19 protein-coding genes are annotated in these 25,314 nt (G+C 38.6%); 1 reads left to right on the top strand and 18 read right to left on the bottom strand.

The genetic code is table 11. The features are described 5' to 3' along the window. Positions 1–715 precede the first annotated feature (715 nt). The 16 genes from G7Y32_RS01430 to dnaG all read right to left on the bottom strand — a co-directional run bounded on the left by G7Y32_RS01430 (position 716) and on the right by dnaG (position 23,334). Entirely contained in the window at positions 716–2,578 is a 1,863-nt protein-coding gene (locus tag G7Y32_RS01430) for an RICIN domain-containing protein (RefSeq protein WP_165209611.1), read from the bottom strand. A 514-nt stretch (positions 2,579–3,092) separates the two neighbouring features. Next, on the bottom strand, positions 3,093–4,064 hold the full coding sequence (locus G7Y32_RS01425; protein ID WP_165209608.1) for a glycosyltransferase family 2 protein: 972 nt from the start codon (positions 4,062–4,064) through the stop codon (positions 3,093–3,095). Positions 4,065–4,560: 496 nt separating this feature from the next. After that, positions 4,561–6,108, bottom strand: coding sequence for a hypothetical protein (locus G7Y32_RS01420; RefSeq protein WP_165209605.1), 1,548 nt, complete (start codon positions 6,106–6,108; stop codon positions 4,561–4,563). Positions 6,109–6,217: 109 nt separating this feature from the next. Continuing rightward, positions 6,218–7,447 (bottom strand): hypothetical protein, encoded by a 1,230-nt coding sequence (locus tag G7Y32_RS01415; protein WP_165209602.1) that lies wholly within the window; start codon positions 7,445–7,447, stop codon positions 6,218–6,220. A 1-nt stretch (position 7,448) separates the two neighbouring features. After that, complete coding sequence (locus tag G7Y32_RS01410; protein WP_165209599.1) at positions 7,449–9,983, bottom strand: LTA synthase family protein; 2,535 nt, start codon at positions 9,981–9,983, stop codon at positions 7,449–7,451. After that, entirely contained in the window at positions 9,980–11,731 is a 1,752-nt protein-coding gene (locus G7Y32_RS01405; RefSeq protein WP_165209596.1) for a rhamnan synthesis F family protein, read from the bottom strand. Before G7Y32_RS01405 ends, G7Y32_RS01410 begins: the two co-directional genes overlap by 4 nt. A 3-nt stretch (positions 11,732–11,734) precedes the next feature. Next, positions 11,735–13,459, bottom strand: a complete 1,725-nt coding sequence (locus tag G7Y32_RS01400) for a glycosyltransferase family 4 protein (RefSeq protein ID WP_241154186.1) — start codon at positions 13,457–13,459, stop codon at positions 11,735–11,737. Beyond that, the gene (locus G7Y32_RS01395; RefSeq protein ID WP_165209593.1) at positions 13,443–14,657 is read right to left on the bottom strand and encodes an ABC transporter ATP-binding protein; all 1,215 of its coding nucleotides are present in this window, start codon (positions 14,655–14,657) and stop codon (positions 13,443–13,445) included. Before G7Y32_RS01395 ends, G7Y32_RS01400 begins: the two co-directional genes overlap by 17 nt. After that, positions 14,657–15,469, bottom strand: coding sequence for an ABC transporter permease (locus tag G7Y32_RS01390; protein WP_165209590.1), 813 nt, complete (start codon positions 15,467–15,469; stop codon positions 14,657–14,659). The genes G7Y32_RS01395 and G7Y32_RS01390 overlap by 1 nt, the downstream gene beginning before the upstream one ends. Positions 15,470–15,478: 9 nt before the next feature. After that, positions 15,479–16,438: a glycosyltransferase family 2 protein gene (locus G7Y32_RS01385; protein WP_165209587.1), complete on the bottom strand. Its 960-nt coding sequence runs from the start codon at positions 16,436–16,438 to the stop codon at positions 15,479–15,481. Beyond that, a complete protein-coding gene (gene cps2T / locus G7Y32_RS01380; protein ID WP_165209584.1) occupies positions 16,428–17,582 on the bottom strand; it encodes a beta 1-4 rhamnosyltransferase Cps2T in 1,155 nt (384 codons plus the stop codon). Before cps2T ends, G7Y32_RS01385 begins: the two co-directional genes overlap by 11 nt. A gap of 242 nt (positions 17,583–17,824) precedes the next feature. Beyond that, on the bottom strand, positions 17,825–18,676 hold the full coding sequence (gene rfbD / locus G7Y32_RS01375; RefSeq protein ID WP_165209581.1) for a dTDP-4-dehydrorhamnose reductase: 852 nt from the start codon (positions 18,674–18,676) through the stop codon (positions 17,825–17,827). A 105-nt stretch (positions 18,677–18,781) separates the two neighbouring features. Next, on the bottom strand, positions 18,782–19,708 hold the full coding sequence (locus G7Y32_RS01370) for a glycosyltransferase family 2 protein (protein ID WP_165209578.1): 927 nt from the start codon (positions 19,706–19,708) through the stop codon (positions 18,782–18,784). Positions 19,709–19,722: 14 nt separating this feature from the next. Next, positions 19,723–20,058, bottom strand: coding sequence for a metal-sulfur cluster assembly factor (locus G7Y32_RS01365; RefSeq protein ID WP_165209575.1), 336 nt, complete (start codon positions 20,056–20,058; stop codon positions 19,723–19,725). Positions 20,059–20,419: 361 nt separating this feature from the next. Continuing rightward, on the bottom strand, positions 20,420–21,529 hold the full coding sequence (rpoD, locus tag G7Y32_RS01360; RefSeq protein WP_165209572.1) for an RNA polymerase sigma factor RpoD: 1,110 nt from the start codon (positions 21,527–21,529) through the stop codon (positions 20,420–20,422). Between the two features lie 8 nt (positions 21,530–21,537). Continuing rightward, positions 21,538–23,334 (bottom strand): DNA primase, encoded by a 1,797-nt coding sequence (gene dnaG / locus G7Y32_RS01355; protein WP_165209569.1) that lies wholly within the window; start codon positions 23,332–23,334, stop codon positions 21,538–21,540. A gap of 225 nt (positions 23,335–23,559) precedes the next feature. Between dnaG and mscL the strand changes: the two genes are divergently transcribed. Then, positions 23,560–23,943, top strand: a complete 384-nt coding sequence (gene mscL / locus G7Y32_RS01350; protein WP_040804486.1) for a large conductance mechanosensitive channel protein MscL — start codon at positions 23,560–23,562, stop codon at positions 23,941–23,943. A 159-nt stretch (positions 23,944–24,102) separates the two neighbouring features. Here the strand turns inward: mscL and rpsU are convergent, their stop codons facing one another. Continuing rightward, positions 24,103–24,279 carry a 30S ribosomal protein S21 gene (gene rpsU / locus G7Y32_RS01345; protein WP_002963309.1) on the bottom strand — a complete coding sequence of 59 codons (177 nt, stop codon included), beginning with the start codon at positions 24,277–24,279 and terminating at the stop codon, positions 24,103–24,105. Positions 24,280–24,484: 205 nt separating this feature from the next. After that, complete coding sequence (locus G7Y32_RS01340) at positions 24,485–25,306, bottom strand: transporter substrate-binding domain-containing protein (protein ID WP_165209566.1); 822 nt, start codon at positions 25,304–25,306, stop codon at positions 24,485–24,487. Positions 25,307–25,314 lie beyond the last annotated feature (8 nt).

Here is a 25,314-nt window from a genome sequence, read left to right as displayed (position 1 = left end):
TTAATATCATTAAAAGACTAAAAATACAGTGAAACTAAAACGCTTCTTTCGTTTTAGTGGTATTCGAGAGTGGGACAAAAATCGGTAAATCGTCATAAAATAGCAATTTCGATTTTCTTCGCCTTCTTATTTTAAGGCTCGGACCTCCCTGCCGCTTCTCTGTTTTAAAGCGGCAGGCTTTGGCAGTCTATCCACAGACTGCCAAACTCCACTGGAGCATTTCCATCCCACCTCCGCACAGTTGATCTTGATTTTTTTAAACAGTCCAGTGGACTGTTTAAGAGGGGCGCCTGAAAATGGGGAGGTGCCCCAAGATAAGAACTCCAATCACTGCGTCAATAGTTTAGTACTGCACGACAGAATCAAGTTTAGGACTTTTGTCCCAAGCCCAACGAACATTTTGAGACTAATTGAACACAAGCTAAAAACTTAGGATTTAGATAAGTTTCCTTGTGTGCAAACACACGGCGTCACCTTCCTAAAATCCTAGTCGTTTTTAACGCCCTTTGTATCTTAGATTAGGCTCAAAATATAGCAATGAAACTCCTTGGATTCCAAGAAATCATCCACTGGATAATTTCTTCTTGCGTCCGCACTTTTTAAGAAAGAAGCGAAAATGAAAGTTTTGATTTTAACTGAGTATAAACACAGGATATCTTTCTAAAAAGCCACAAACTAATAACAATTAGCTCGTGACTTTTTCAGTTGATCTGATTTAATCCTTCTTCACCGGAATGAATTTCCAAGCTTGTGCCTTAGTATTGTTGCGAGAATAAAGCTGCACATTTGTCCTTGGATTAGCAACACCTCCAGAAATATCTAAAACTTTATCCTTATGCTTGGAAACTATTTCAAAAAAGCCATTAATAGTACTTGCCTTAATCATCCATTGCTGACTTTCAGAGCCATTAGGTGTGATTATCGAAATATTATTTCCATTAAAAGTTCCATTGCCTGAATCATCAATCATTTTACCTGAGTAGGTATGAGTAATCGTGTAATAGCCATTATTCAGATATTGCACATGAAAGACTTCCTTAGAATTAGTCAGATTAGGGTAAATTTGAATATTAGCACCATCTTCCTTTGATTCATTTTCAACATCTAAAGCCATATTTTCATCTAAAGCAGAGACAATATGGTAATCGCCATCCGCAACTGTGCGTTTTGCATCCTTATCAACAGCTACAAACTTAAACTTCTGAGCTGCCGACTGGTTGGGAATATACACTTGTAGGTTACTATTATTAGCTACCGTGCCATTAGCAACATCTAGAACCAGACCATTTCTACGTGATACTATCTCATACGTATTATTGCCACTACTTTGCTTGATAACCCACTGCTGTGCTTCTGTCCCATTTGATTCCCATAGTTGCACATTAGTTCCATTTTCAGTTGATCCAGCATTTACATCTAAAGCTTTCCCTGTAGCCTTATGAATAAGTTTATAAAAGCCATCTCCTAAGAAAGAAACAGTAAATATCTGATTATCAAATGTAGTATTTCTATAAAGTTGAATATTAGTCCCATTTGCAGAACCTGCTCCAGAAACATCTATTCCAAACTCAGGGTTAGATGCAAGAACAATATGATAATCCCCATCTGATATGGTTCTATCACTTGGCACTAAAGTAGCAATATCATATCGACCATCGGTTGGTTTTGAAGTAACTACCAAATCCTTGAAATGTATATATCCTGTAAAAGCGCTTTTATGGGCTATACGTTTATGATAGTTGTAATTCCAGCCATAATTATATTCCTCAATTTCAACATTATCACCTATTACATTTGAAATCCAGGCAACATGTCCGTAAGAACCATCATCTAACCAACCAACAGAACCAATGGCAGGATTATTATCAACACGGTACCCTTCACGTCGCGCCCGATAGCCCCATTGGCCACCGTTACCGTAGGCGCCAGGAATGGTAAAACCATTAACAGAGCTTAAGCGCCATGCTGTAAATGATGTACATTCTCGATTATAAAGTCGCCAAGGGTCAATCACACTATCTGGTGCAGCGTTTTTTAGATAAGCTGGGTAATCATCGCCTCTTGCGGCAGATACCGTATTAATAGATTTTCTTTCCACAACAGTAACAACCGATGCTTTTTTAACAGCCGAATTCTCTTCTTGACTCTTTTCCATTACCTCCTGAGCCATTTCTGGTTTTGCGGAAACATCTTGTGCAGCGCTAACTTCAGAATTGGCTTGAATATTTTCTTCAGGAATTGCAGAAACTTTTTCTGGTTCAACTCCGATTTGACTTTCATTTGCTGAATCTTGAATAAGTTGATTTGTTGTGCCCTGAACTTGCTGCTGATTCTCAGAATCAACCTGACTACCTGTAATTACCTGATCTGTTTGCCCTTGAACCTGTCCTTGATTAGTACCTTGCTGAGTAATTAAGTTGACGCCATCTGATGATGGATTAGTAGCCACTGTCTGTTCATCAGCATGAACAAATCCTGATGTCAGAGCTACAGCTCCCACCGCCATTGTCGTAAGCCCAGCTAGATAAGCCTGTCTTTTGAGTTCGTGCTTGCGCATTTTCCTTCTGTCTTGTGTCATAATAACTCCTTTTTAAATAGTGAAATAGGGCTTCAATATTTTTTATCATCAAATTAACGAACCATAAATCACTTCCCACTTTTATAATAGTTTGGACTGCACCTTCTAGCATAACTGGACAAGAACCAAGCCTTTGAGTCAAAGGCCACTTATCACTAACTTACTAACAAAGGCTCCTCCACTTAAGTTATTCGTAAACCAATGATAAAAAATGGAAAAAAGTATAAATCAGCCTGATAAAAGGTAAACCAACAAAGTTAATTAATCATGATATAGCTTAGAAATACCGTATTAGCACTGCGCAGTACGAGTATAGTATACTCTCCCCCCCCCTTTAAAAAGACTTAAAAATTCTAAGAATGTCAGAAAATTATCTTGAGTTGTAAAAAAAACTAAAAATTTCCTACAAATAATTATCATATTCCTACTACAGTTGACAAGTAGGCAAAAAAAGAGTTTCAGCTAAAGAAACTCTAATTGTAATATTAGATTTTAACAACTTAATTAGCAACTACTAACCTTTTTTACTAGCTTTATCGCCTACTCTATCAGAAATGATATACTTAGGCCGTTCTTTGACTTCCAAGTAAATTTTTCCAATGTACTCACCAATGACTCCCAAGCTAACCAATTGTATACCAGAAACCATCATTACTAAAGCCAAATTACTTGCCCATCCACTAACAGTATGCCCCAAAAAGTATTGAACTAAGATCCAAACGATCGCTAAAAAACTAAAGCCCGCTACAATCAAACCAAGACCAGCAATTAAACGGATAGGCTTCACACTCAAGCTTGTAATACCATCAATAGCAAGATTTATCATTTTACTTAAAGGATATTTAGACTCGCCAGCAAGACGCTCATGGCGTTTATAAAAAACACTCGTACTCTTAAAACCGACTAGCGGAAACATCCCTCTTAAGAAGAGATTTACTTCTTTAAAGTTTGCAAATTCTCTCAAAACCTTACTGGAAACTAAGCGATAATCAGCATGATTATAGACTGATTCAACACCCATTAAATTTAAGACTTTGTAAAAGCCTTGAGCAGTTGCTTTTTTGAAAAAAGTATCAGTATCACGGTTATCTCGAACACCGTAAACTATCTCAGAGCCATCTAAATACTCATTTACCATCTGGTCCATTGCATTAATGTCATCTTGACCATCACAATCAATAGAAATAGTAATATCAAACTTATCTTTGGACTCCATAAGTCCTGCATAAACAGCATTTTGATGTCCACGATTTCTGCTTTGAGAAATTCCAGTGATATACGCAGACTCATTAGCATAATTCTCAATTAACGCCCAAGTCTTATCTTTACTACCATCATTTACAAATAAAATTCTACTATCTTCTGAAATTTTTCCCTTATCAATTAACTCAAGCAATTTTTTTACAAAGATTGGCTCTGTAATAGGAAGGACTTTTTCCTCATTATAGCAAGGGATAACAATACATAACCTAGGTTTTATAGTCATTTCAATTCCTCTCTCTAACCTTCACTGCCAAGCAACAAAATAGCCATTTGAAATGCTGCTCACTCTTTAATAGTGTAAAAGAACTGATGTTTAATCTCGACAAAAATTAGCAAAGAACAACGATAGGGGCCACTTTCCAATCTTGTCCACCTCGCCCAATAATACGCCTTTTTTAATCTTCTTGTACACCTCTCAGATAAAAATTCCAAACAAGGAGGATCAGTCACCACACACTTTTTCAAGACTCGCTAAAAGTCCAACTTCCTTTCCAGAATTATGCAAAATGAGACTAACTAAGCATTGGGATAACTGACCACTTCTCCTAGAACCTACAATGTATACTTAGATCTATCAATTAAAAAGTAAAATCAATTCTTCTTCGTTGTAACAGCGCACAACAACCAGGTGACTTTTGCATTTTCTTATACCTGTTACACTAATTAAACTAACTCCTGTTTAGTATAACATACCAATAATCTTATTAGCAAAAATAGCCCTATCTGCCTGGAAAAAAATGTCTTTTAAAAATGTCTTTTACCTTATTATACAAGGAATAAAGTCCAAATGCTGACAGAGGAAGCAACAAATAAACATAAGGATAAACGTATTGACTCTTGGTTTCCCATAATAAATGAAAAATCAGACCGCCTGATAGATAAACAAGAGGAACCAATAAGAATAATCTATTCTCTTCCTCTTTGATTATTCGCCACTGATTAAATAAAAATGGTAAAACTGCTGAATAGACGATAAATAGTAGTAAAGCAGAGAAATAATAAATTAAACGAAAAGCAAGACCTCCTTCGTAAATACTAACCATCAGACGTCCCGAAATCTTCTGATTTTCTACTGGCATCTTGGTCACTGGCCCAGACCAAATAGATTCAAATAGGCTATCCGTCCATGTTGATAAAAACTTATTTTTGAAAAATGTAAATCCATAATCAGGATTATCCTGCATAATTTTTAAACGTCTTGCAATTAACCTATGACTATCCTTTTTAATTTCATCAGGGTCGCCTTTGTATTTGACGTAAACATCTTCAAGGTAAGCATTATACCATCCTGGAATACGGTGGTAAATATTAGACTTATCATCTAATCCCATCGCTACCCAAGCAATTTTAGGCTCTCCTTCAATTTTTGATGTGTTATAATGCCACCCAATAACTTTATTCGCTACTATCACGAATAAAATCAAAGCGAGAACTAATATCACACTCTTTTTCAAATGGTTACTCAAAATATCCAAGATAGCCACAACCAAAACTGTTAAAATTAAGATGCTATTATTACTGCGAATCAGATTAGATAAGCTTAAAAATATCACTGTCAATCCTAAGCTTAACCAAGTTCTCTTTTGAAGATAAAGCTGAAAATTATATAATCCTAGCATGGCAAAAAAGAGACCATACGTTAAGCCATAAACAAATAAAATAAAGAACAGGTGGGGCAAGAAGATAAAAGATAAAATAATAGTAATTTTTGTCACCTTAGAATTATGAAAGGCATTCTCCGTCATTTGCCATAATAAAAAATTATCAGCAATAGCCATGAGCAAATTAATAACAAAAAAGATTTTGACATTATTATTTCCAAAAAATATAAGTATTAAACGCTCAAATGACACTAAACCTAATTGATGAGGAAACCTATGCAGGTAACCTGTTAAATCAGTTAATTGCGAAAAATCTCCTCTATTCATAGCTTTAGCACTTTCCAAAACCTGAAGAGAATCGTGCCTAATCATATCATTTTGATGGAATATCAAATAGGCTCCCAACAAGAGGTACAAAGCACTTCCCAGCAAAAATAAATGTGACGCCTTCAAATATTGAGATAGGTATATAAGAAACAGAAATAAGCCCACAAAAATAACCAACATTATAAAAAAGACTATATTGGTATGCCAAATCTGGGACATTTCAGAGCCATCCATTGGCATTATTGTCCTAATCAATAAACTCGACAGACTAAATAAAATAGAAACAAGCAAAGACCACAAGAGAATTGCTCTCTGTCCTAATATAGATAGAAATTTCATATGACTCTCCTAAAAAACAAAAAGGCGATCGAAAATAACTCTCGAAAACACCCTTTTATATGATGTTTTACCTCTACTACATCAACTATTGGGGAAGACTACGGCCCTTTCATTTCCTTTGCAAACTGATCGTATCAATAAATTCGCAACATATCATCATCATAATAATAAGTCCAGAAAAAATAAGCGGTGTGTAGGTTCGCAGCCCTGAAGCATAGATTGTCGGTGATAGAGATACTGTCATCCGAGCAACATAGCCAACTGCTAAAACAACTATAGCCGTTCCCGCCTGCCATCGATTTTCAAATATCAAGAAAACAGAAATAGCAATCACTGCTAACAAAATAGTATACAGAGACAATGGATAAAGATTTGCCTTAAAGCTAAATTTGGTAATTGGCTGCTGGCTTTGAAAATCATTAACCCTTTGCACAGCCGTTAATAGACTTGTACTTCCCAGACGATTCGTTAAAATTGTATAAAGAACGGCGCCTGACATAACTGATGAAACATACCGCCGCTTAAGCAAAGCCAAAACGAGAGCAGCTATGAGCAGTAAGTAAATAATCGTTAGCTCTGAGGTAACAAATAAAACACGATTAGTTTCCATATAGCCTTTAGCTACTTTAACGACTAAAGATAACTTGTCAAAACCAGGATACCAAGTTTTAGACTCAATCATCGTACGATGAGCAGAACCTGGTGCTACTAAAGCAGAAATAGTCCCCACAAACGCTATTACCACAGCTGATAAATAATAGGCATTTATCTGCTTATGAATAAGCCAAGTTTTAAGCAACAGAAAAGCAAAAATAATCAGAGCAAAAATTGTAAACTGCTCTTGCATACAGGCGAAAATCATAAAAGGAAAAGATGTAAGCAACCACTTAATCTTTTTTTGCTCCAGACAATACCAAGCTATCACAAAAGCAATCATCGGAAAAAGATAGTTAGTTACTGTTGCAATTAAGCCTGCACTGGTGAAAAAGATACTTGGGAAAACCAATAAGAATAGAGCTGGAATAATAAAACGAAGTCCCCAATATTTATCATCCTTTAGGAAAATACCATTAAAACAATAAAAGAATGCAGCTACAGCAATCAGCATCGTGATATCAAAAATTAGATAATGAGCTGACATAAACATGGTAACTGACTCAATGAGGAGACGACTTGACCACACTTCGTAGCGGTGGATAGCAAACTCAAAGAAACCATAACGTCTAGACAAACGAGCAAAACTAATCTGATCTCCCACATCATTGATATAGACAATGGACTGCAATGTAAAGAGTAAACTCATAAAGCAATAATATACTGGCAAATAAAATTTTTTCACGCTACTTTTCTCCCTTTACTTTAAAGAAATCGTCATTTGAAGCTATATACCCCTTACCAGAAATCAAGTCGTATTCGATCAACTTTAGATCATGTGCTACTTTTTTCTGTTTCTTAGTTGTATGCTTTTTATCAATGCTGGCATTATCCATCACTTCTGTTAACAAAGCCTGATAAGGAGATACCTTTGTTGACGTTGTCAACAACAACTCTGCTGAAAAATCACTGGAATTAATATAAGGGTGGTTTTGTTTAGGAGTAGGATAATTACTCCAGATAAAGTAATCTGTCTGATACTGAGTTTCTGGTTTATCTTTAAACGTACTATCCGGATAGAAACCTGGCAAGTGATCCCCATAAAAGACAACTGTTACCTTTTTGTCTAATTTGGATAACTCACTCAAAAACTCTTTCGTTGCATCATCAGTTTGTTTTAATTCTTTTGCATAATTATTGGTATAACTATTCTCAGCTGGATCAAATCCTTTACCAGAACCACCGTATGGTGTTTTATCTGTATAATTCCAAGGTGCATGGTTTTGATAGGTAATAACCGAGAAAAATTGATTCTGCGAAGGATTGATATTATCTGTAACGGTCTGATAGGTATTAGCATCACTTGGATAAACTCCTAGAGTTCCCAAATGTTTAGCTTTTTTTGTCCCACCATCAGCTGCAATAAATTCATCAAATCCAAGATGTCGATAAATTGATTTGCGTGAATACATGTTAGCATCACCCAAATGAATGGCAATCTTATTTTTTGACTCAAAGGAATCACTAATTGAAGGCATTCGCTTCATTTCAGGAGCAACTTCAGTATAAAGCGTCGAAATAGATGATGATAAATTATACATCGGCAATCCAGTCAATGATTGAAATTCCATATTGGCTGTACCACCACCGTAAGAATCTGCCTTCATTAGACCGCTTGTATAATTCTTTTTAACTGACTTAATATACGGAATAGGGTCACGATTAAGGCTGACATCTGATAAACGACTAGGATCTGCAAAGCTTTCACTCAAAACAAAGATAACTGTCTGATCTGAAATACTACCTTTTCGGCCTTTGTTGATAACATCAGCCTTTTGAGTATATTCTTGAGCAAGTTTCTCTATAGTATTTTTGCTGTAACCTGAGGGTCTTTCCATCTTAGAGGAAGTCAGCTGCTTAGTCCAAACGAACATTAAAGAACGCTCCCTTGCCACCACAGACTGTCCCATCCACTCAATATTTTCTGTATTGTTGAGACTAGATAAAATCGGAATATTATTTGCAATCTTCCCATTATCCTGTTGGCCAAAAATCGTGACTACTGTAGTAAAAAGCACTAAAATAGGAAGCGATACAGCTACTCTCCATCGCCAATCCAAATGGATGATATCTTTAAATGATAAGAGTTTCCAAAGTAAATAAGTCAATCCTGCCAAACCAAGAATAGCAAGAATAGCAAGAAAAATGGCAGTCGCATTGACATAAGAAAGCAAGAGCCCAATATCTTTGATCCAGCTTAAATCACTAAATAAAACTGGCTCATTACGCATACTGAACTTAATACTATTAGCAACAGATAGCAGGGAACCTATAGCAATCAAGGTTGTGGTCGCAATCAGGTAACGGTTAACCACCATATAGAAGACAATATTGACCAGGGCTAAAACTAAAATTTGGTAGACACTAGCCCCTGGAAAAATATACCGGCCTAGTATAGGTCCATCCGCCTTAATAGTCGCTTGAAAAATATAGTTAAAGATAATCGCTAGTAAAAAACTTGTTGCTACTGCTAATGAGATAGACGCCCGTTTTTTCATAGCATCGGCGATCCCCTTAGCAACCACAAAGCACAAGGCCGAATACAATACCAGACAGATAATCAAATTTACCCCCATCGCCCAAGCATAATCAGGAAGCTCTGCTTTCTTAATGAGACTTAAAAGAGACGGTTTCATAGCAGCGATAGTTAAATGATCATTGACAATAGCCATCCCAAGAAAAGCGAATACGGGCAACTGATAACTCTTATAATGTTTCAAGGGCTTGTCTAGACTAAGCAGACTATCTTCTAATTTTGAATGTTTAGATTGATTCTTCTTATAGTTTTCACGCAGTTTATCCGACAAAAACTGAATGACTCCCGCTAGGACTAAGATACCTAAAACAGTTAACAGTGTTTTAGACTGAAAGAAATCATTATGACTGAATCGTTCCCACTTAAATTTACCATTATTAAGATTTCTCGTTACTAATAAAAAATAAGAGACAAAGAGGTAACCTAGGTAGCCAAGCCCATACTGCAGCCAAAGCCACCATTTCAATCCCCGACTGACATAGACGGCTAATCCAAGTATAGAGATTCCGTACAGAGCATCATTGAGAGCACTGGATGCCCTAAAGGCCTTCAACAGCTTGTGAGCACGATGACCCTGCAACAGCTGCTGATTGACTAAGAAGAAACTGATGCAAAAGACAAAAAGACAAATAAGCACAATGTGCAAAATCTTGTACCAATCTATATCCTTAATAATTTTTCTCATAGTTTACTTTTAAAAAGCCTCTTCAGAATATACTTCACCGCCCGAGCCGGTCCGATAATAATATACTTCAAAGCTCCCTTAATTCCTCCCATATAGGTAAAATCGACATAAGTATTTGGGCTACTATTGGCACGTGTATTGAGCATCTTGTTCTCAATAAAAGGTGTCATAGTAATCGGATTTTGTGAAATACGGTAATCATAGTGGCCAGCCCAAGCGATGTAAATCAATAGGCGCTCAATAGCATGGAGAATAGAATTTTGCGGCAAAGGCTCTGCCGGAACATCTTCATCTGTTAAATTCAAATCAAAGAGGGGCTTAAGAGCATCGTATCTAAACCAAGCATAAGTACCGTAGCTCATAACAAAGGTATCCATGGACTCGAAATTAATAGACTTTTTCAAAGCCATCTTTTCCCAGAGCTTTTCCATTTCAGGAGCAATGAGATTTTCATTCCAGGCCACGACAATTTTATTGAAACGAAAGAAGGTTGGCATATCAGCAATGACAATTCCAAGTCTGTCATTACTAACCATCTGAGTCAGAATTTTATCCGCTGGCTTAATTAGCATAGCAATCAATTCTTGCCGCCATGATTGGCCAGCCCAATAGTCTGCTTCCTTGGATTTCTTGGTGTGGAAATGACCAATATAGTCATACTTTTTAAGCTGTTCCTTCAATTTTAACATAGGCAGAACATCACGGCCAATATTGCCAGTCACAAAGATTTGGGCTAGAACTCGATTCTGCTCTAATATTGTCTTGATCTCGGACTGTTTCTCTTCCCTATCTGTTGTAATAAAGAGGTCATAGATAAAGTGGAAAGACTTGAAGGCGTCCAAAAATTCTTGCAAAAGATCCACATAGAAAACATGAAGGTGAACAGCAACCTTACAAGTTGCCGGTAGATTTACTTCAGATGTCTTCCCCAGATATTTACGAGCTAGAAGATAAGGTAAATCAGGCTGACTGATATTAGTCATATGACTGACAATTAGATCCACAGGGTAGTCCGAACTTCCCTCAATTTGATTAAGGATATAAGGGGTAATAGACTGGTTAGCATCGATGGTCTTCACCTTGATAAAAGGCACCCGAGCATCAAGGATAGCTGTCGGATTGTAATAACTAAAATCAGGATGTAGCATTCCTTCTGTGGAAGTCTTAAGCGTGTTAAAAACTGCATCATACTTGAAGCCTACATCGGTCAAAGCTGTTGTTACTCGGGTTTCATACTGCCCAATAACTTCTTGGACATCTGTAAAATCTTCAATTCCTTGCCAGAAATCAAGAAAAGCTGATGAAGTAACTACCTTTTGACTGAAACTGATAAAGTAGCTCTGGATATGTTCAGGAAAGCTCTTGGTCTTTCGATGATTGGTCAGTCCCCAGAAATCAACATTAGGGTCAGTCTCAAACTTTTGATAGATCGATCCCAAATCCCATAGAGGGCCAAAACAGGTATCGTTCATAGTTGTAACAGAGTCATAACCTGCTAAGTTCTCCCACCCGACTTGAACCATACCATCACGCCATGCTGCAAAGTCAAAACCACTATTCTCACGCTGGATGAAATCATCAATTAAACCTTGCTCTTTGAGCATAGCTTGGTCCGCTGTTTTAAAGGAACTATTAGAAATGAAGACTACCTTGCTAAAGAGCGGCCGCATTTTCTCCAATTGATAATGGACATGCGAACTCAGGCGATTAAATTTATTAAAATGAACATACAAAAGCAAACGCTTCATGTTTTATTTTCTCCTAAAGAAATTGATGATTTTAGTTGTAAGGGTCCAACGGCGAGAGTGGACGACCGAACTGTATTCACGTTCTAAGTTCTGATATCTAGCTTCAATATCTACCAAGCGAGTAAGCTCCAATTTATCATCTATGTATTCTTGAACATTCTCAGTTAACTCGCTAAATTCACCTTTTACATACGAAAAAGTTAGCTTGTGATGGTGCAACATTGATGTATCATAAACCAGTTGAGGATCTTTATCTAGAAACAAAAACCTATCCCTTAGTCTAAAAGCATTAGAATGAACAGGTTCCAATACTTTACCAGTCACCTGATCAACCATTATTGCTTCATCATAAAGACCAGCTTCCTCTGTTAAATCAATTCTGATAAAGTCAGCTAGGCCAACTTCAATGGTTAGATCATCCTTTGCCATAATTTCATAAGTCTCTTTCTTATAATATGGCTGCTCATTACTATGATATATAGTTACTTTTTGATTAGAAACGCTCTCTAACAAAGGGAAAGGTAAATCCCAACCGAAAAAATGATTTAATGCTTTGAAATCCTTTCTGGACTCCGTTCTATGGATATCCACCATTTCGTCAAGGAAAATTTGAGAAGTCTTTTCAAGAGTATAAAGTTCTCTAGCCTTTTGACTCAACTCCAAAGCAAGTTGTTTCTCACTTTCAAAATTTTCAAGTAGCCAGCTAATTTTGTTAGCTAAGACCATAGTATCTCCTAAAGGATACTGATTTTTCGTACCAAAATACTCACTAACTGTTTTATGTCCCAGATTATCTGAAACAATTGTTGGAACACCCGACAGAATGGATTCAACATAGACTAAGCCAAACGTTTCTATCTTAGAAGGTAGGACTAATATGTCTTTGTCTGTCAATATTGAAAAAGGTGACTTTTGGTATCCAAGAAAAGTGATATTATCAAGTCCTTTTTCGGAGATATAATTATCCAGTTCCTTTTTATAATCTGGTTCCCAGTTCCCTATGAAAACAAGCTCAATATCAGAAATAGTTAATTTTTCATAGGCTTGAATGAGTTCTAACTGATTTTTCCATTGATTAATACCGCCAATCGAAACGATTCTATAGTTTTTTACATTTTTCAGTGGAAATATATCAAGTTGTGAATAAGGGATAAAGGGATAAAGCTTTTTTTGCGGAAAATATTGACCTAATTCTCGATAAAGTTCTCCTGTGACAGCAAATATTTTATCCGATAAATGATTAATTAGCTCAACTTTTTCTTTGTAATAACTAAACTGACCGATTGGAAATTCATGAATAATTTGGTAGTGAGCTACAGATTCCAATGCCGCAGCCATGGCACCTTGAAAAACATTAACAGTGTTTGAAATAACTAGGTCAATCTGCTTATTATTTATTAGCTGGCGAATCTGAAAAATATTTTTATGCTGGTAAGCAAAAACACTGGCAAGATCAGTCTGTTCAAGCTGATAAGCTTCTGGCCACCACCACTTATTCGTTTTAAGTTGAAAAAGCTCAATGTGATGGTCTTCCATAAATTTTAGATAGTCATTATCAGCGTGTTCACCATTATCAGGAATGACATTATAAACTTGATGACCCTGCATTTGCAAATAACGCATCAAGTTCCCAGCAGCCACCTCTGCTCCACTAAAGAAAGCACCGACAGGTGAAATAAATAGTACTCGCATTATCCTAACCCCGCTGTTATTATTTGACCCAGTCACCTTGTCTCTCCAACAAGCCAGTTGAAGAATCTTTCAAAGAAAAATTATTTTCATCAATCTCTCTTCGTACCGTAAATACTGGGGGTTTCGACATTGATAAGACTGTTATATCACGATTATTTTCATCACGAACATTCGCTTGAACTCGTAATTTTACAGTATTAAAATAGGGTAACCTACACTTATAAATTATCCTATGGTGACCTACACCTGTTAATTTATAATTCCATGAATTATCATTATAAAGGCCAATTCCATCAGAAATATCCACAAATGACAGGGCAATGTAAGTATCAAAATCTTCTTTTAGAATATCATAAGAAAACTCAATTTCGATATCTTCATCAGGTGATACGACTTCCTTGGTTAGAAGCTTAGCACTAAAATTGTCAATAACTTTAGCTTCTTTAACTTCCTCATCATCAACCTCATCAGTTTCTGGGATTTCTACACTAAAATTGTCCAAGCTATATTGATTGGCAACAGCGAAAGGTTCACCATAAGCTTTAATCAAGCCATCATCAATCAGGACTGCCTTATTACAATACTTATTAACAGCCGCCATATCATGGGTAACAAGGATTGTAGTCTTACCGCTCTCTTTACGCTCCATGAAATAATCATTACATTTACGTTGAAAAGATTCATCACCGACAGCTAAAACTTCATCAAGAATGAGAATATCACCTTGCGCTTTAATAGCAACAGAGAAGGCTAGGCGAACCTGCATCCCGCTTGAGTAATTCTTGAGTTTTTGATTCATGAACTCTTTAAGCTCAGCGAACTCAACAATATCATCATACATGGCATCAACTTCTTCAGTTGAGAAGCCTAGCATGGCCCCATTCATATAAACATTCTCACGACCTGTCAATTCAGGGTTAAAGCCAACACCTAATTCGATAAAAGAAACTAATTTTCCATCAATGGTCACAGAACCCTTTTCCGGTACATAAATCTGCGAAATAATTTTTAGAAGCGTAGATTTGCCCGAGCCATTTCGACCGACAATTCCAAAGAAATCACCTTTCTCCACTTCAAAATTGATGTCACGCAGCACATGCTGCTCCTTGTAACCTTTCACACCTTTAAAACGATTGACCATTGTTGTCCGCAGACTGTTAGAGGCTTCAACAGGCAATTTAAAATATTTGCTGACATGGTCAACCTTTACTGCAATATTATTTTCTGTTGTCATTATAGTATCTCCGCAAATCTCTTAGAACTACGATTAAAGATTGTCAAACCAATAGCAAAAATGATAAATGGTAAGACATAAGGAATAGCATAATACCACCAGTGATTGATTAAATTCCAGATAGTCAAATTGGCTTTATCAATCAAGAGATAACGCAGGTCCTGAATCATCTGTGCCAAAGGATTAAGCATGATAACCTTACCCGCTAATACTCCTTTAGCTCCTTGATTAGTAATAAAGGTCAGAGGATAGATAATCGGAGTCGCATATAACCCTGCTTGAAGAACAACCTCCCAAATTTGGCCAATATCACGGAATTTGACATAGAGAGTTGCCAATAAGAGAGCCACACCCCAAGCCATGATAAAGAGCTCAAAGAAGAGTGGAATGGAAAAGACAGCATCCCAACCAATATGAACACCATTGACCAAGGCAAAAATCAGCACAACAATTAGATTAATTCCAAAATTAATTAGGGCTCCGCAGACTGCTGATAAGACAATAATTGATTTTGAAAAATTCAGCTTACGCAACAAATCGCCACGAGTAACAATAGAAACCATCCCCATGCTAGTCGCTTCCATAAAGAAGGACCAGACTACATTAGCTAGCAAAAGTGCTACAGGGAAATGAGGCACATCTCCGCCTAAACGCAGAAAGCGGATGAAGACCAAATACATGATCATAAAGAGCAACAACGGCTTTAAAATTGACCAGAGGTAGCCGATGACACTGCCTTGATAACGCAGCTTAAAGTCTGTTTTTATGAGTTCTTTTAGTAGGATACGATTCTTCTTACTAAGTAAATCCATGATATTCTCCTATGCTTGATAGCCATATTTCTGATAATGACGATAACCAATTTTCGTTGTGACTAAAGTTCTAAAGACCAATGTATGAAAAGGCCTATTTTTAGCGAAACCGTACTGTTTAAGGATACGTCGTCTTTGACGCCAAGACTGATCGAGCAAATAAACATAGGCTTCAATTAGCTGACGTTCAGTCAAGGCCAATTCTAAATTCAACAAAAGTTTGGCCTGCTTTTGACTGGCATCAATCAACCACCAATATTTAGCGATTAGCTTATGTGGCTGCAGCCAATTTTTTATGCGCTTTGACCATGTTCGTGCCCCTAAAACATTGTTATCATGTTGACGATAAAGCTCAGTAGCCTGATCCAAATAGATCAGAGTGCCTTTAGCTGCCGCCACCAGAGCCAAGTACCAGTCATGCATGATAACTTTATCCAAGTCTTTCCCTCTCCAATTTTCGGCAGTTGCTTGATTAATCATAGCAACACCGCCAGTAACAGTATTTTCCGTTAATTCCTGCAAAAGGCTAGTATTAGCATGGTCGGACTGAGTCCTAATCATACTTTCATGTAGCACTGCTAAACCCTGATTAACAATCTTAAGATCGGTATACACCAAGAGTGGAGCAGTCTGAGAATACTTCTGGCCTTCCTTGAGACAAACCTCCAACTTCTCTGGCAACCAGACATCGTCTTGATCGCAGAAAAAATAAAAGTCAGCCTCTTGATACTTAAGGAGGGTATAAAAGTTTTTGACAACTCCAAGATTTTCCCGCTTATCTGGATTGATAAAGTGAATTCGAGAATCCCGACTAGCATAATCTGCGATAATCTCAGGCGTCCGATCACTAGAACCGTCATCCCTAATCAAGAGGGTCCAATCTTTGTAGGTCTGTTTTAAGACACTGTCCAATTGCTGAGCCAAGAAGCGCTGACCATTGTAGGTAGACATGAGTATATTAACTTTCATTTAAAAACAACTCCTCATACTCCCTAACAATTTTTGACCAAGTATAGTTGTCAGCCATTTGATGATTGGCTGCCTGTCCGAGCTGACTAAAATCCGTTTGACTATCCACCTGATTAATCAAGTCAGCTAAGTCACCAGCTTCCTTAGTCCAGTAACAAGCCGTCCGACCAGCCACCTTCTGGTTAAAATCAACCCCCAGAACCAGATTTAAATCTGTATGTGCTAGAGCTTCTAGGAGACCTGGGTTAGTCCCACCAACTTCATGGCCATGAATATAAGCAAAAGCGGCCTGACGCAAATAAGTCAAAAGGTCACGATCATAAACTGTTCCAACAAACTTGATGCGAGGATCTTGATCGAAACTAGTCTTTTGTCGCAACTCCTCAAAATAAGGATTGCCTTCCTGATTACAAATGATAACCAAGTCCCTCTTGGTACCAGATGCCATAAACTCCCGGATAGCCGTTTCATAATTATTTTCAGGAACAAAGCGACCAACAATCAGATAGTAACCCTTTTCTTCGGTCTGCCACTTGGTAAAAAAGTTTCTAACCTCGCTCGATCCAGCTGTCAAACTAGAAGGTGTCAGGTCAGTTCCATAAGCAATAAAGGTTGTCTTAGACCAAGGATAGCTAGTTTGAATATAATCTTCAATACCTTGGTTATCCGAGATAATCAAATCAGCCTTCTTAGTCATAACTTTCTCAGCATATTTGAGATAAGTCCGCACTGGCTTCGACCACTTAGATCGTTTCCATTCCAGTCCATCTGGATTGACAAAGAGCTGGCCACCCAGCTTGTGAATCTTACGAGCAAAGGGAGCAATGAAAGCTCCAATTGTATTGCCCAAGATATAAAAGATAGGCTTTTTGATAGCTCGTTGCTTAATCAATTTCAATGCGTAATTGATGGCCTGCATATCGTAAACAATCACTCGGGCGGGACCCAACTGGGGCGGATTGACCGTATAACAGTCAGCTCCCATGTATGTAGAATGATGACCAGTTTCCTTATCAGAAAGGCAGGCAACATGATAAATTAAGTCATCAGATTGACGATTCTTGACCAACTCTTGGACGAAGGTCTCAAACCCTCCGTACTTAGCAGGCAAGCCCCGACTTCCAATGATAAAAACGTGTTGCATACACAAGTTCTCCATTCTAGCAATACAATCACTCTATTATACCATAAAATAGGTTATCATTTCAGGGATTGAGCTAAATTATCAGGACGTTAAACTTTCAAAAGCTCCCGAAATTTTAAGATAGGACCACTTGAAACGCTCTAATTCCCTATGCACCTTATCCTACTAGCCTAGTGAACAGTGACCGCACCTCCACTGGCACCTAAAAAAACCTGCGTTAACAAACTCAGGTTCTCATGTGATTACTTCTTTTCTTGTTTATAAAATTCCTGCAGAGCTTCTTGCCACGTTGGAATAACAAATCCGGTTGCTTTGGCCTTGGTCAAACTCATGGTTGAGTTCAAAGGACGTTTGGCTTTAGCAGGAAATTGACTGGAATCAACTGGTGCCACTTCGACATCGGTATCCTTGAGGATCTCCTTAGCAAAATCATACCACGTAGTGTCTTCGGTCGCATCGTTGGACAGATGATAATATCCATAGTCCTTCTGATTTTCGGTGACATAGGTCATAAATTCAGCCAAGGTACGGGTCCAAGTCGGACGACCGTGTTGATCATTGACAACTGTCAAACGAGAATGAGTTTTAGCCAAATTTTGCATAGTAAAGACAAAATTTTTCCCGTAGTTACCGAAAACCCAAGCTGTCCGAATAATATAGTAGTGATCCAAGTATTTTTCAACCGCTTCTTCACCTAAACGTTTCGTACGACCATATTCAGTTTGTGGGTCAGGTTGGTCAGTTTCCAACCACTCTTCTCCAACAGGCTTTTGCCCATCAAAAACATAGTCGGTTGAAATATAGGCCAAAGTAGCTCCATACTTAGCAGCAGCCTTAGCAATATTTTCGGTCCCAATAACGTTGATGGCATAATCTAACTCTTTTCCCTCATCTTCTGCCGCATCCACCGCAGTATAGGCTGCGCAGTGATACACTAGACTTGGCTTAACCTGTGCAAAGACCTCATCAACCTTGGCAGCATTCGTAATATCCATTTCTGCCACATCTACAGCTACATATTCTTCATTTCTTTCATCCAGCAAATAGCGCAATTCTGTTCCCAATTGTCCATTGCTTCCAGTAATTAAAATCATTGAATTCTCCTTTGCACAAACAGGGCTTACAAGTAGGTTAGAAGCCAAACATCAGCCCTGCTAAACTTTATTGCTTCCTTATTCTAACAAAAAAAAGGGGTAATTTCACCCCTTTTCTTTAATAATATAGACAGGTCGCTTTTTGGTTTCTAGGAAAATTTTAGCGACGTACTTGCCAATAATACCTAGAGCCAAGAGCTGAAGACCGCCTAAAAACATGATAATCGAGATAGTTGATGCCCAACCACTGACCGGATCGCCAAAAATTAGTCGTCGAATAACTACGAACAAGATAGCAACTATTGATAAAACAAAGCTAGTCAAACCTGCCCAAGTTGCCAGATTAAGCGGAGCTTCTGAAAAATTAACAAAGCCATCAATCGAATACCGCAGCAAGGACCAAAAATTCCAAGACGTATCACCTGCGACCCGCTCACGATTTTCATAGGGCAGATAAGTGACATCATAGCCAACCCAAGAGAAAAGGCCCTTGGAGAAGCGATTGACTTCTCCTAATTCCAAGATACTATCAACAACCTGACGTGTCATAAGACGAAAATCCCGTGCACCGTCAACCATCTCAGTATCAGAAATCTTGTTAACCAACCAGTAAAAGGCACGCGCAAAGAATGATCGAATAACAGGTTCTCCCTTGCGGTCTGCCCGACGAGTTCCGACCACATCAAACCCTTCTTGAACTTTTTGATACATATCTTGTAAGAGTTCGGGGGGATCCTGTAAATCCGCATCCATGACAGTTATCAAATCGCCATCAGCAGCCTCTAAACCAGCCAATAGCGCAGCTTCCTTGCCAAAATTACGAGAAAAAGACAAATAATGAACATTCGCAAACTTTTGACTCACCTCACGTAAGACCTGCAGAGTTTGGTCCTTTGAACCATCATTGACAAAGAGATAATCAAAGACCAACTCTCCAGCCATAGCCTGTTCTACTTTTTGTGTCTCAGCTAAAAACGGATAGATGGTTGCTTCTTCATTATAACAAGGCACAACGATACTCAACTTTTTCATACTTCTAGTCCTATCTAGCGAATTCCCAATGCGATGCGAGCATAGCGACTCATACGATCGATAGTCCAAGCCGGTGTCCAAACCAACTTGACTTCAACCTTGGTTACTTCCTTGACCTCTTGAATGACATCATAAATCTGGTCAGTCAAAAGATCAGCCAAAGGACATCCCATGGTTGTCAAGGTCATATCGATTTCGGTATAACCACTATCCTCAAAACGAATCTCATAAACCAGACCAAGATTAACAATATCAATACCTAATTCTGGGTCAATCACCATTTCCAGAACCTCAAGAATATGGTCTTTGATTTTTTCAACTTCTTGTTCTGTATATTTTTTCTCTGACATCAAAACTATCCTTTCTGTCAAGGGATAAGAGTCTGACACCTTATCTAAGCAATAGGTAGGCTATTAAACGAATAGAGAGCACTTGCAAGCCTGAAGAAGCAATCAATTTTTCACTGGACCTGTCTCAGTCTCTAACTGCTAGTCTCAAAAGTGAGTTACAATAATCGCCAGAGTGGCTTTCCGTTCTCCCATACTGCCTCCGTTTGATTAGCACTATTAACTAGTCAAACTGCGTGCCACAGTTAAAATCTTCCACTAGGTATGGTCACTTTCTAATTTTTAGGTGACATCAAAAGCACCCACTGGACAGGCGTCGCCTCCCCATTTTTAGGCGGCAGTTAAAAACCCCCACTAGAGGTTTTTAATCCTCCATAAAGTCTTTAAGTTGCTTGCTGCGGCTTGGGTGGCGAAGCTTTCGGAGAGCCTTAGCTTCAATTTGCCGAATTCGCTCACGGGTTACGTTAAAGACTTTACCAACATCTTCTAGGGTCCGCATCTTACCATCATCAAGACCAAAACGCAAACGTAGCACATTCTCTTCACGGTCGGTCAAAGTATCCAAAACATCATTGAGTTGCTCCCGCAGGACAATCCGAGTCGTGTAGTCAACGGGATTTTCAATAACTTCATCTTCGATAAAATCTCCCAGATGGCTATCATCTTCTTCTCCAATAGGAGTTTCCAGAGAAACTGGTTCTTGAGCAATCTTGAGGATTTCCCGAACCTTATCAGGGGTCATATCCATACGTTCTGCAATTTGTTCCGGAGTTGGGTCTTGTCCCAATTCTTGCAGGAGATTGCGCTGTTCACGGACCAATTTATTGATGGTTTCAACCATGTGAACAGGTATCCGAATAGTTCTGGCTTGGTCAGCGATAGCCCGAGTGATGGCCTGACGGATCCACCAAGTAGCATAGGTTGAGAATTTGAAACCTTTGGAATAGTCAAATTTATCCACAGCCTTCATCAGTCCCATATTACCTTCCTGAATTAAATCAAGGAACTGCATTCCACGTCCAACATAACGCTTAGCAATAGAAACCACCAAACGCAAGTTAGCTTCAGCCAGCCGCTGTTTAGCCATCAAATCACCTTCAGCAGCAGCAATGGCTAATTCTTTTTCCTCATCATTAGTCAAAAGAGGCACAACCCCGATTTCCTTAAGATACATGCGGACAGGATCATTGACTTTGGCAGAATTACTGCCAATAAGTTCTTCATCTGTCAGCTCTTCTGGTTCAGGGGCTTCAATTACGTACTTACTAGATGGATTACCATCTTTATCAGTAATAGAAATACCACCATCAGTCAAGCGCTCCAACAGATCATCGATTTGGTCAGCATCAAGAACAAAAGGAATAACCAATTTTTCAGTGACTTCGTCGTCAATGGCTGTTCCTTCCTTCTTATGATTGCGAATAAAGTCAGCAACTTGTACGTTAAAGGTTGTATTTGTTTTTTTACTTGCCATAGTTTCCTCTATTCCATATTTTTCTTCTGAGCAACGAGAGCCTGAAACTCTAACAAGGCTCTTTCATCATCCCCATGATTACTGCTATCACGGATAAATTTACTGCGTTTGCGCAAATCCTGTTCCTGACGGTATTTTTCTATGCGCTGCTCTAAACCAGTTATCTCACCATCAGCTAACTCCTCAGGCAAATCTTCTTCTTGAACACTGTAGTAGGCCTGACGTAAATCATCCGCCATCTGAGCCAAATCTAAATCAGAAATTTCCCCCTTCTGACATAAGATTTGATAAAGACTTGCAAGTTGTGGGCTTTCAAATGCAAAATCGTCTCGATTGCGAAACTCATTGAGAAGATAATCGTATTGAAGCAGACGATAGAAGAGTTGGTTTTCAGCCCGCTGAATAGCTGTCAAGGTCTTACTGACTGGCAACTCAGTTAGAAGCGGACCCGAACTTGTTCTAGGCTCATTAAGCTGATTGCCTCCTGCACCAGCCCGCAATTTCAACCGTTCATTATTAACCGACTGCTCCACCTGAAAATAATCAAAGTCTGGCAAACTCTCAGCCACCATATTGATATAGGTATTCTGAGCAGTAATGGAAGTTACCCCAGCGATAATTTTAGCAATTCTCTCAACATAGGCAATCTCCGCTTGTAGATTATCAACATTTTCCGGTCTGAGGTATTGAATCCAAAACTCTGTACTGGAAATTCTCGACTGACTCAGGAGTTTGGCTAGCTCTTGAGCCGAGTTGGCCTTGATAAATTCATCAGGATCCATCTGATTGGGCATTCGAACGATTTCAACTGTCAAATCCTGCAAAATGGCCAGCGACTTGGCAATAGCATTTTGACCAGCGTTATCACCATCATAGGTCAAGATGACCTTTTTGGTGAATTTTTTCAGGTGACTGACATGCTCAGGTGTCAGAGCTGTACCCATAGAGGCTACCGCATTTTCAATACCAGCTCGGTAAGCAGCAATAACATCCATGAATCCTTCCATCAGGTAAACTTCATGACTCTTAGTCATCACCGGCTTAGCCTTATCCAGATGGTACAATTCATAGGATTTATTAAAGAGGGTCGTTGCTCTAGTATTCTTATATTTAGCTTCTTTGCGATCTTGATCAGCCTGAGTCCAAATCCGACCCGAAAAGCCTATCACATGCCCATTCTCATCCGTCAGTGGAAAGATAATCCGATTGCGAAAACTATCAAAGATCGAACCAGCTTCTGATAAATTGAAAAGGCCAGAATTGAGGATAGTATCTTCATCGTAACGAGGGGACAAACTTTGATAGAGATAATTCGATTCATCAGGAGCCAGACCGATATTGAAGTAATCAATCAGCCGGTCATCTAGCCCCCGATCATAAAGGTATTGCTTAGCTGCTTCTCCGATCTTAGTCGTCTTCAAAACGGCCTGATAAAACTTGCTAGCATCCTGATTGATATCAAAGAGCTTCTGATGAGGGTTCTGACGGATCTTAGTCTGTTGATGCGATGGTTCAATGGCTAAATCCATGCCAATTCTTTCAGAGAGAATCTTGACACTTTCCATGAAAGTAATTTGGCGATACTCTTCTAGAAATTTGAAGACATCCCCTGACTTGCCACAGCCAAAACAATGAAAGAACTGCTTGTCCTCAATAACATTAAAAGAAGGGGTTTTCTCTTGGTGGAAGGGACAAAGGCCCAAGTAATTTCGACCTGACTTTGTCAGACTGACCACTTCACCAATCACATCAACAATATTGACGTTATGCTTAATCTCAGAAATAACTGATTTATCAAGGGCCATGTCATTACCTCCCTACTAAAAGATAATTTTAGTTTTACCCCTTATTATAACACGTTTCCCTAAGTCTTGTAAAATATCAAAAGTTCCATTGCACGATACTCAATATAACACGGAAATTAAATACTTATAACAATTACTTTTTCTAGGCAATTCCCTTGACTTGCCCGATCTCTTTTCGCTATACTGGACAAGTATCAAATTTTGAAAGGAAATCAATTTTTTAAAATGATTAAAGAATTAAAAGACTTCTTATTCAAGGGCAATGTCCTTGATCTTGCTGTAGCCGTTGTTATGGGGGCTGCTTTCAACGCCATCATAACTTCATTAGTTGGTGATATCATCACACCACTTATCTTAAATCCAGTTGTCAAGGCTGCTGGTGTTGAAAATCTCTCCAAACTGACTTGGAATGGTATCACGTATGGAAGCTTCTTAAGTGCTGTTCTCAATTTCCTTATCGTCGGAACGACCCTCTTCTTCATAGTTAAAGCTGGCAACAAAGCCATCGCTCTCAACAAAAAGCAAGAAGACGAAGCTGCAGAAGCTGCCGGTCCTTCACAAGAAGAATTGCTTACTGAAATCCGCGATCTTTTGGCTAAAGAAAAATAAGCTAAACAATCCAAGTCTGGCTCCTATGAGCTAGGCTTTTTTATATCTTTACTGGAGGCTACTAACCAGGCTCTAACGCAGGCTGCCTGCCGGCACTTTTTCAGACAACAAAAATCCTCAGCCACGCCGACTAAGGATTTTTCTGTTTGTTCAGCTCACTTAGAATTTTTTACGTTTGCGAGCTGCTTCTGACTTACGTTTCCGCTTTACAGAAGGTTTTTCATAGTGTTCACGTTTACGAGCCTCTTGAAGAGTTCCCGCTTTTGTGACTGAACGCTTGAAACGACGAAGAGCGTCGTCAAGTGATTCGTTTTTACGTACCACTGTTTTTGCCATGGATTTCACCTCCTCAAGAATAATGTAACGCTTTTTACGTTCCCCATTAGAATAACGAATTTTAGCAGGAATGTCAATACTTACAAGTCATTTATGAAAAAATGTTAACTCTTTGTTACCTTGTCAAAGTAAATTAGCTTTCTGGAAAAGCAGACGTTCGTCTGACATAGAAAAAAAGCTGGAAAATTCTCAGCTTCTAATGATTTTATTTTCCAGCTTCCGATTCTTGGTTAGCCTTCTTAACATAATCATCAATCTTACCTTCCTTTTTCAGTTTCTTGATGATACCGTTGATGCGGTTTCGCAGAGCTATTGATCCCTTTGGCAGGGCAATGGCATAGGAAGACCCATCAACTTTTTTGAGAGTAATATTTGCCACAGTAAGATCATCATTGCTGGAAACATACCCTTGAGCAATGGCGCTCTCCATGACGATACCCTCGATTTGACCGCTCTTCAACTCATTAACACCCTCGCTATTTTGAGTAAGAGAGACAGCCGAAGCCTTTGGAATTTGATCAGCTAGCACTCCCTCTTGGATAGTACCCTTTTGCGCAGAAACAGATTTTCCAGCAAAGCTGTCAACCGAAGTATATTTAGCCAAATCAGCCTTGCGAATAATTACAACATTTTTAGACTCAAAATACGGTTCGGTAAATTCAAAAGCTTTTTTACGTTCCTCAGTGACAGAAATCCCCGAGATCCCGTAATCAGCCTTACCAATAGATACACTTCCCAAAACATTCGTGAAAGACACTGTTAAAAAATGAACATCGACATCCAATTCCTTAGCAATTTCCCTAGAAAGCTCAACATCAACGCCAGCAACTGTATCCTTACCGTTGACCAATCGTTTAAACTCAAAAGGTGCAAAATCAGGACTGGTGGCGACAACTAGCGTGCCTCGCTTCTGGACATCCGACAGAGAAGTGTCCTCCTGAGCCGATTTCGATGAATGCGAACAAGCTACCAGACTGACTGACATTAAGGCCAGCAGGGCAACTGTAACTATTTTTTTAATTGACATAGAATTCT

The organism is Streptococcus tangpeifui, from assembly GCF_011038795.1.
GTDB classification, from domain to species: Bacteria; Bacillota; Bacilli; order Lactobacillales; family Streptococcaceae; genus Streptococcus; species Streptococcus tangpeifui.
Note: the sequence above shows the minus strand (reverse complement) of the source record. Positions and strands in the feature narration are given on the sequence as shown.

What these genes read in the sequence shown, in the direction of transcription:
- G7Y32_RS01365 (WP_165209575.1), bottom strand. Translation starts at nt 20,058, where the DNA reads ATGTCAGAGAAAAAATATACAGAACAAGAAGTTGAAAAAATCAAAGAC.
- G7Y32_RS01390 (WP_165209590.1), bottom strand. Translation starts at nt 15,469, where the DNA reads ATGGATTTACTTAGTAAGAAGAATCGTATCCTACTAAAAGAACTCATA.
- G7Y32_RS01385 (WP_165209587.1), bottom strand. Translation starts at nt 16,438, where the DNA reads ATGAAAGTTAATATACTCATGTCTACCTACAATGGTCAGCGCTTCTTG.
- G7Y32_RS01405 (WP_165209596.1), bottom strand. Translation starts at nt 11,731, where the DNA reads ATGAAGCGTTTGCTTTTGTATGTTCATTTTAATAAATTTAATCGCCTG.
- cps2T (WP_165209584.1), bottom strand. Translation starts at nt 17,582, where the DNA reads ATGCAACACGTTTTTATCATTGGAAGTCGGGGCTTGCCTGCTAAGTAC.
- dnaG (WP_165209569.1), bottom strand. Translation starts at nt 23,334, where the DNA reads ATGGCCCTTGATAAATCAGTTATTTCTGAGATTAAGCATAACGTCAAT.
- G7Y32_RS01340 (WP_165209566.1), bottom strand. Translation starts at nt 25,306, where the DNA reads ATGTCAATTAAAAAAATAGTTACAGTTGCCCTGCTGGCCTTAATGTCA.
- G7Y32_RS01410 (WP_165209599.1), bottom strand. Translation starts at nt 9,983, where the DNA reads ATGAGAAAAATTATTAAGGATATAGATTGGTACAAGATTTTGCACATT.
- G7Y32_RS01420 (WP_165209605.1), bottom strand. Translation starts at nt 6,108, where the DNA reads ATGAAATTTCTATCTATATTAGGACAGAGAGCAATTCTCTTGTGGTCT.
- mscL (WP_040804486.1), top strand. Translation starts at nt 23,560, where the DNA reads ATGATTAAAGAATTAAAAGACTTCTTATTCAAGGGCAATGTCCTTGAT.
- G7Y32_RS01370 (WP_165209578.1), bottom strand. Translation starts at nt 19,708, where the DNA reads ATGAAAAAGTTGAGTATCGTTGTGCCTTGTTATAATGAAGAAGCAACC.
- G7Y32_RS01395 (WP_165209593.1), bottom strand. Translation starts at nt 14,657, where the DNA reads ATGACAACAGAAAATAATATTGCAGTAAAGGTTGACCATGTCAGCAAA.
- G7Y32_RS01430 (WP_165209611.1), bottom strand. Translation starts at nt 2,578, where the DNA reads ATGACACAAGACAGAAGGAAAATGCGCAAGCACGAACTCAAAAGACAG.
- rfbD (WP_165209581.1), bottom strand. Translation starts at nt 18,676, where the DNA reads ATGATTTTAATTACTGGAAGCAATGGACAATTGGGAACAGAATTGCGC.
- G7Y32_RS01425 (WP_165209608.1), bottom strand. Translation starts at nt 4,064, where the DNA reads ATGACTATAAAACCTAGGTTATGTATTGTTATCCCTTGCTATAATGAG.
- rpoD (WP_165209572.1), bottom strand. Translation starts at nt 21,529, where the DNA reads ATGGCAAGTAAAAAAACAAATACAACCTTTAACGTACAAGTTGCTGAC.
- rpsU (WP_002963309.1), bottom strand. Translation starts at nt 24,279, where the DNA reads ATGGCAAAAACAGTGGTACGTAAAAACGAATCACTTGACGACGCTCTT.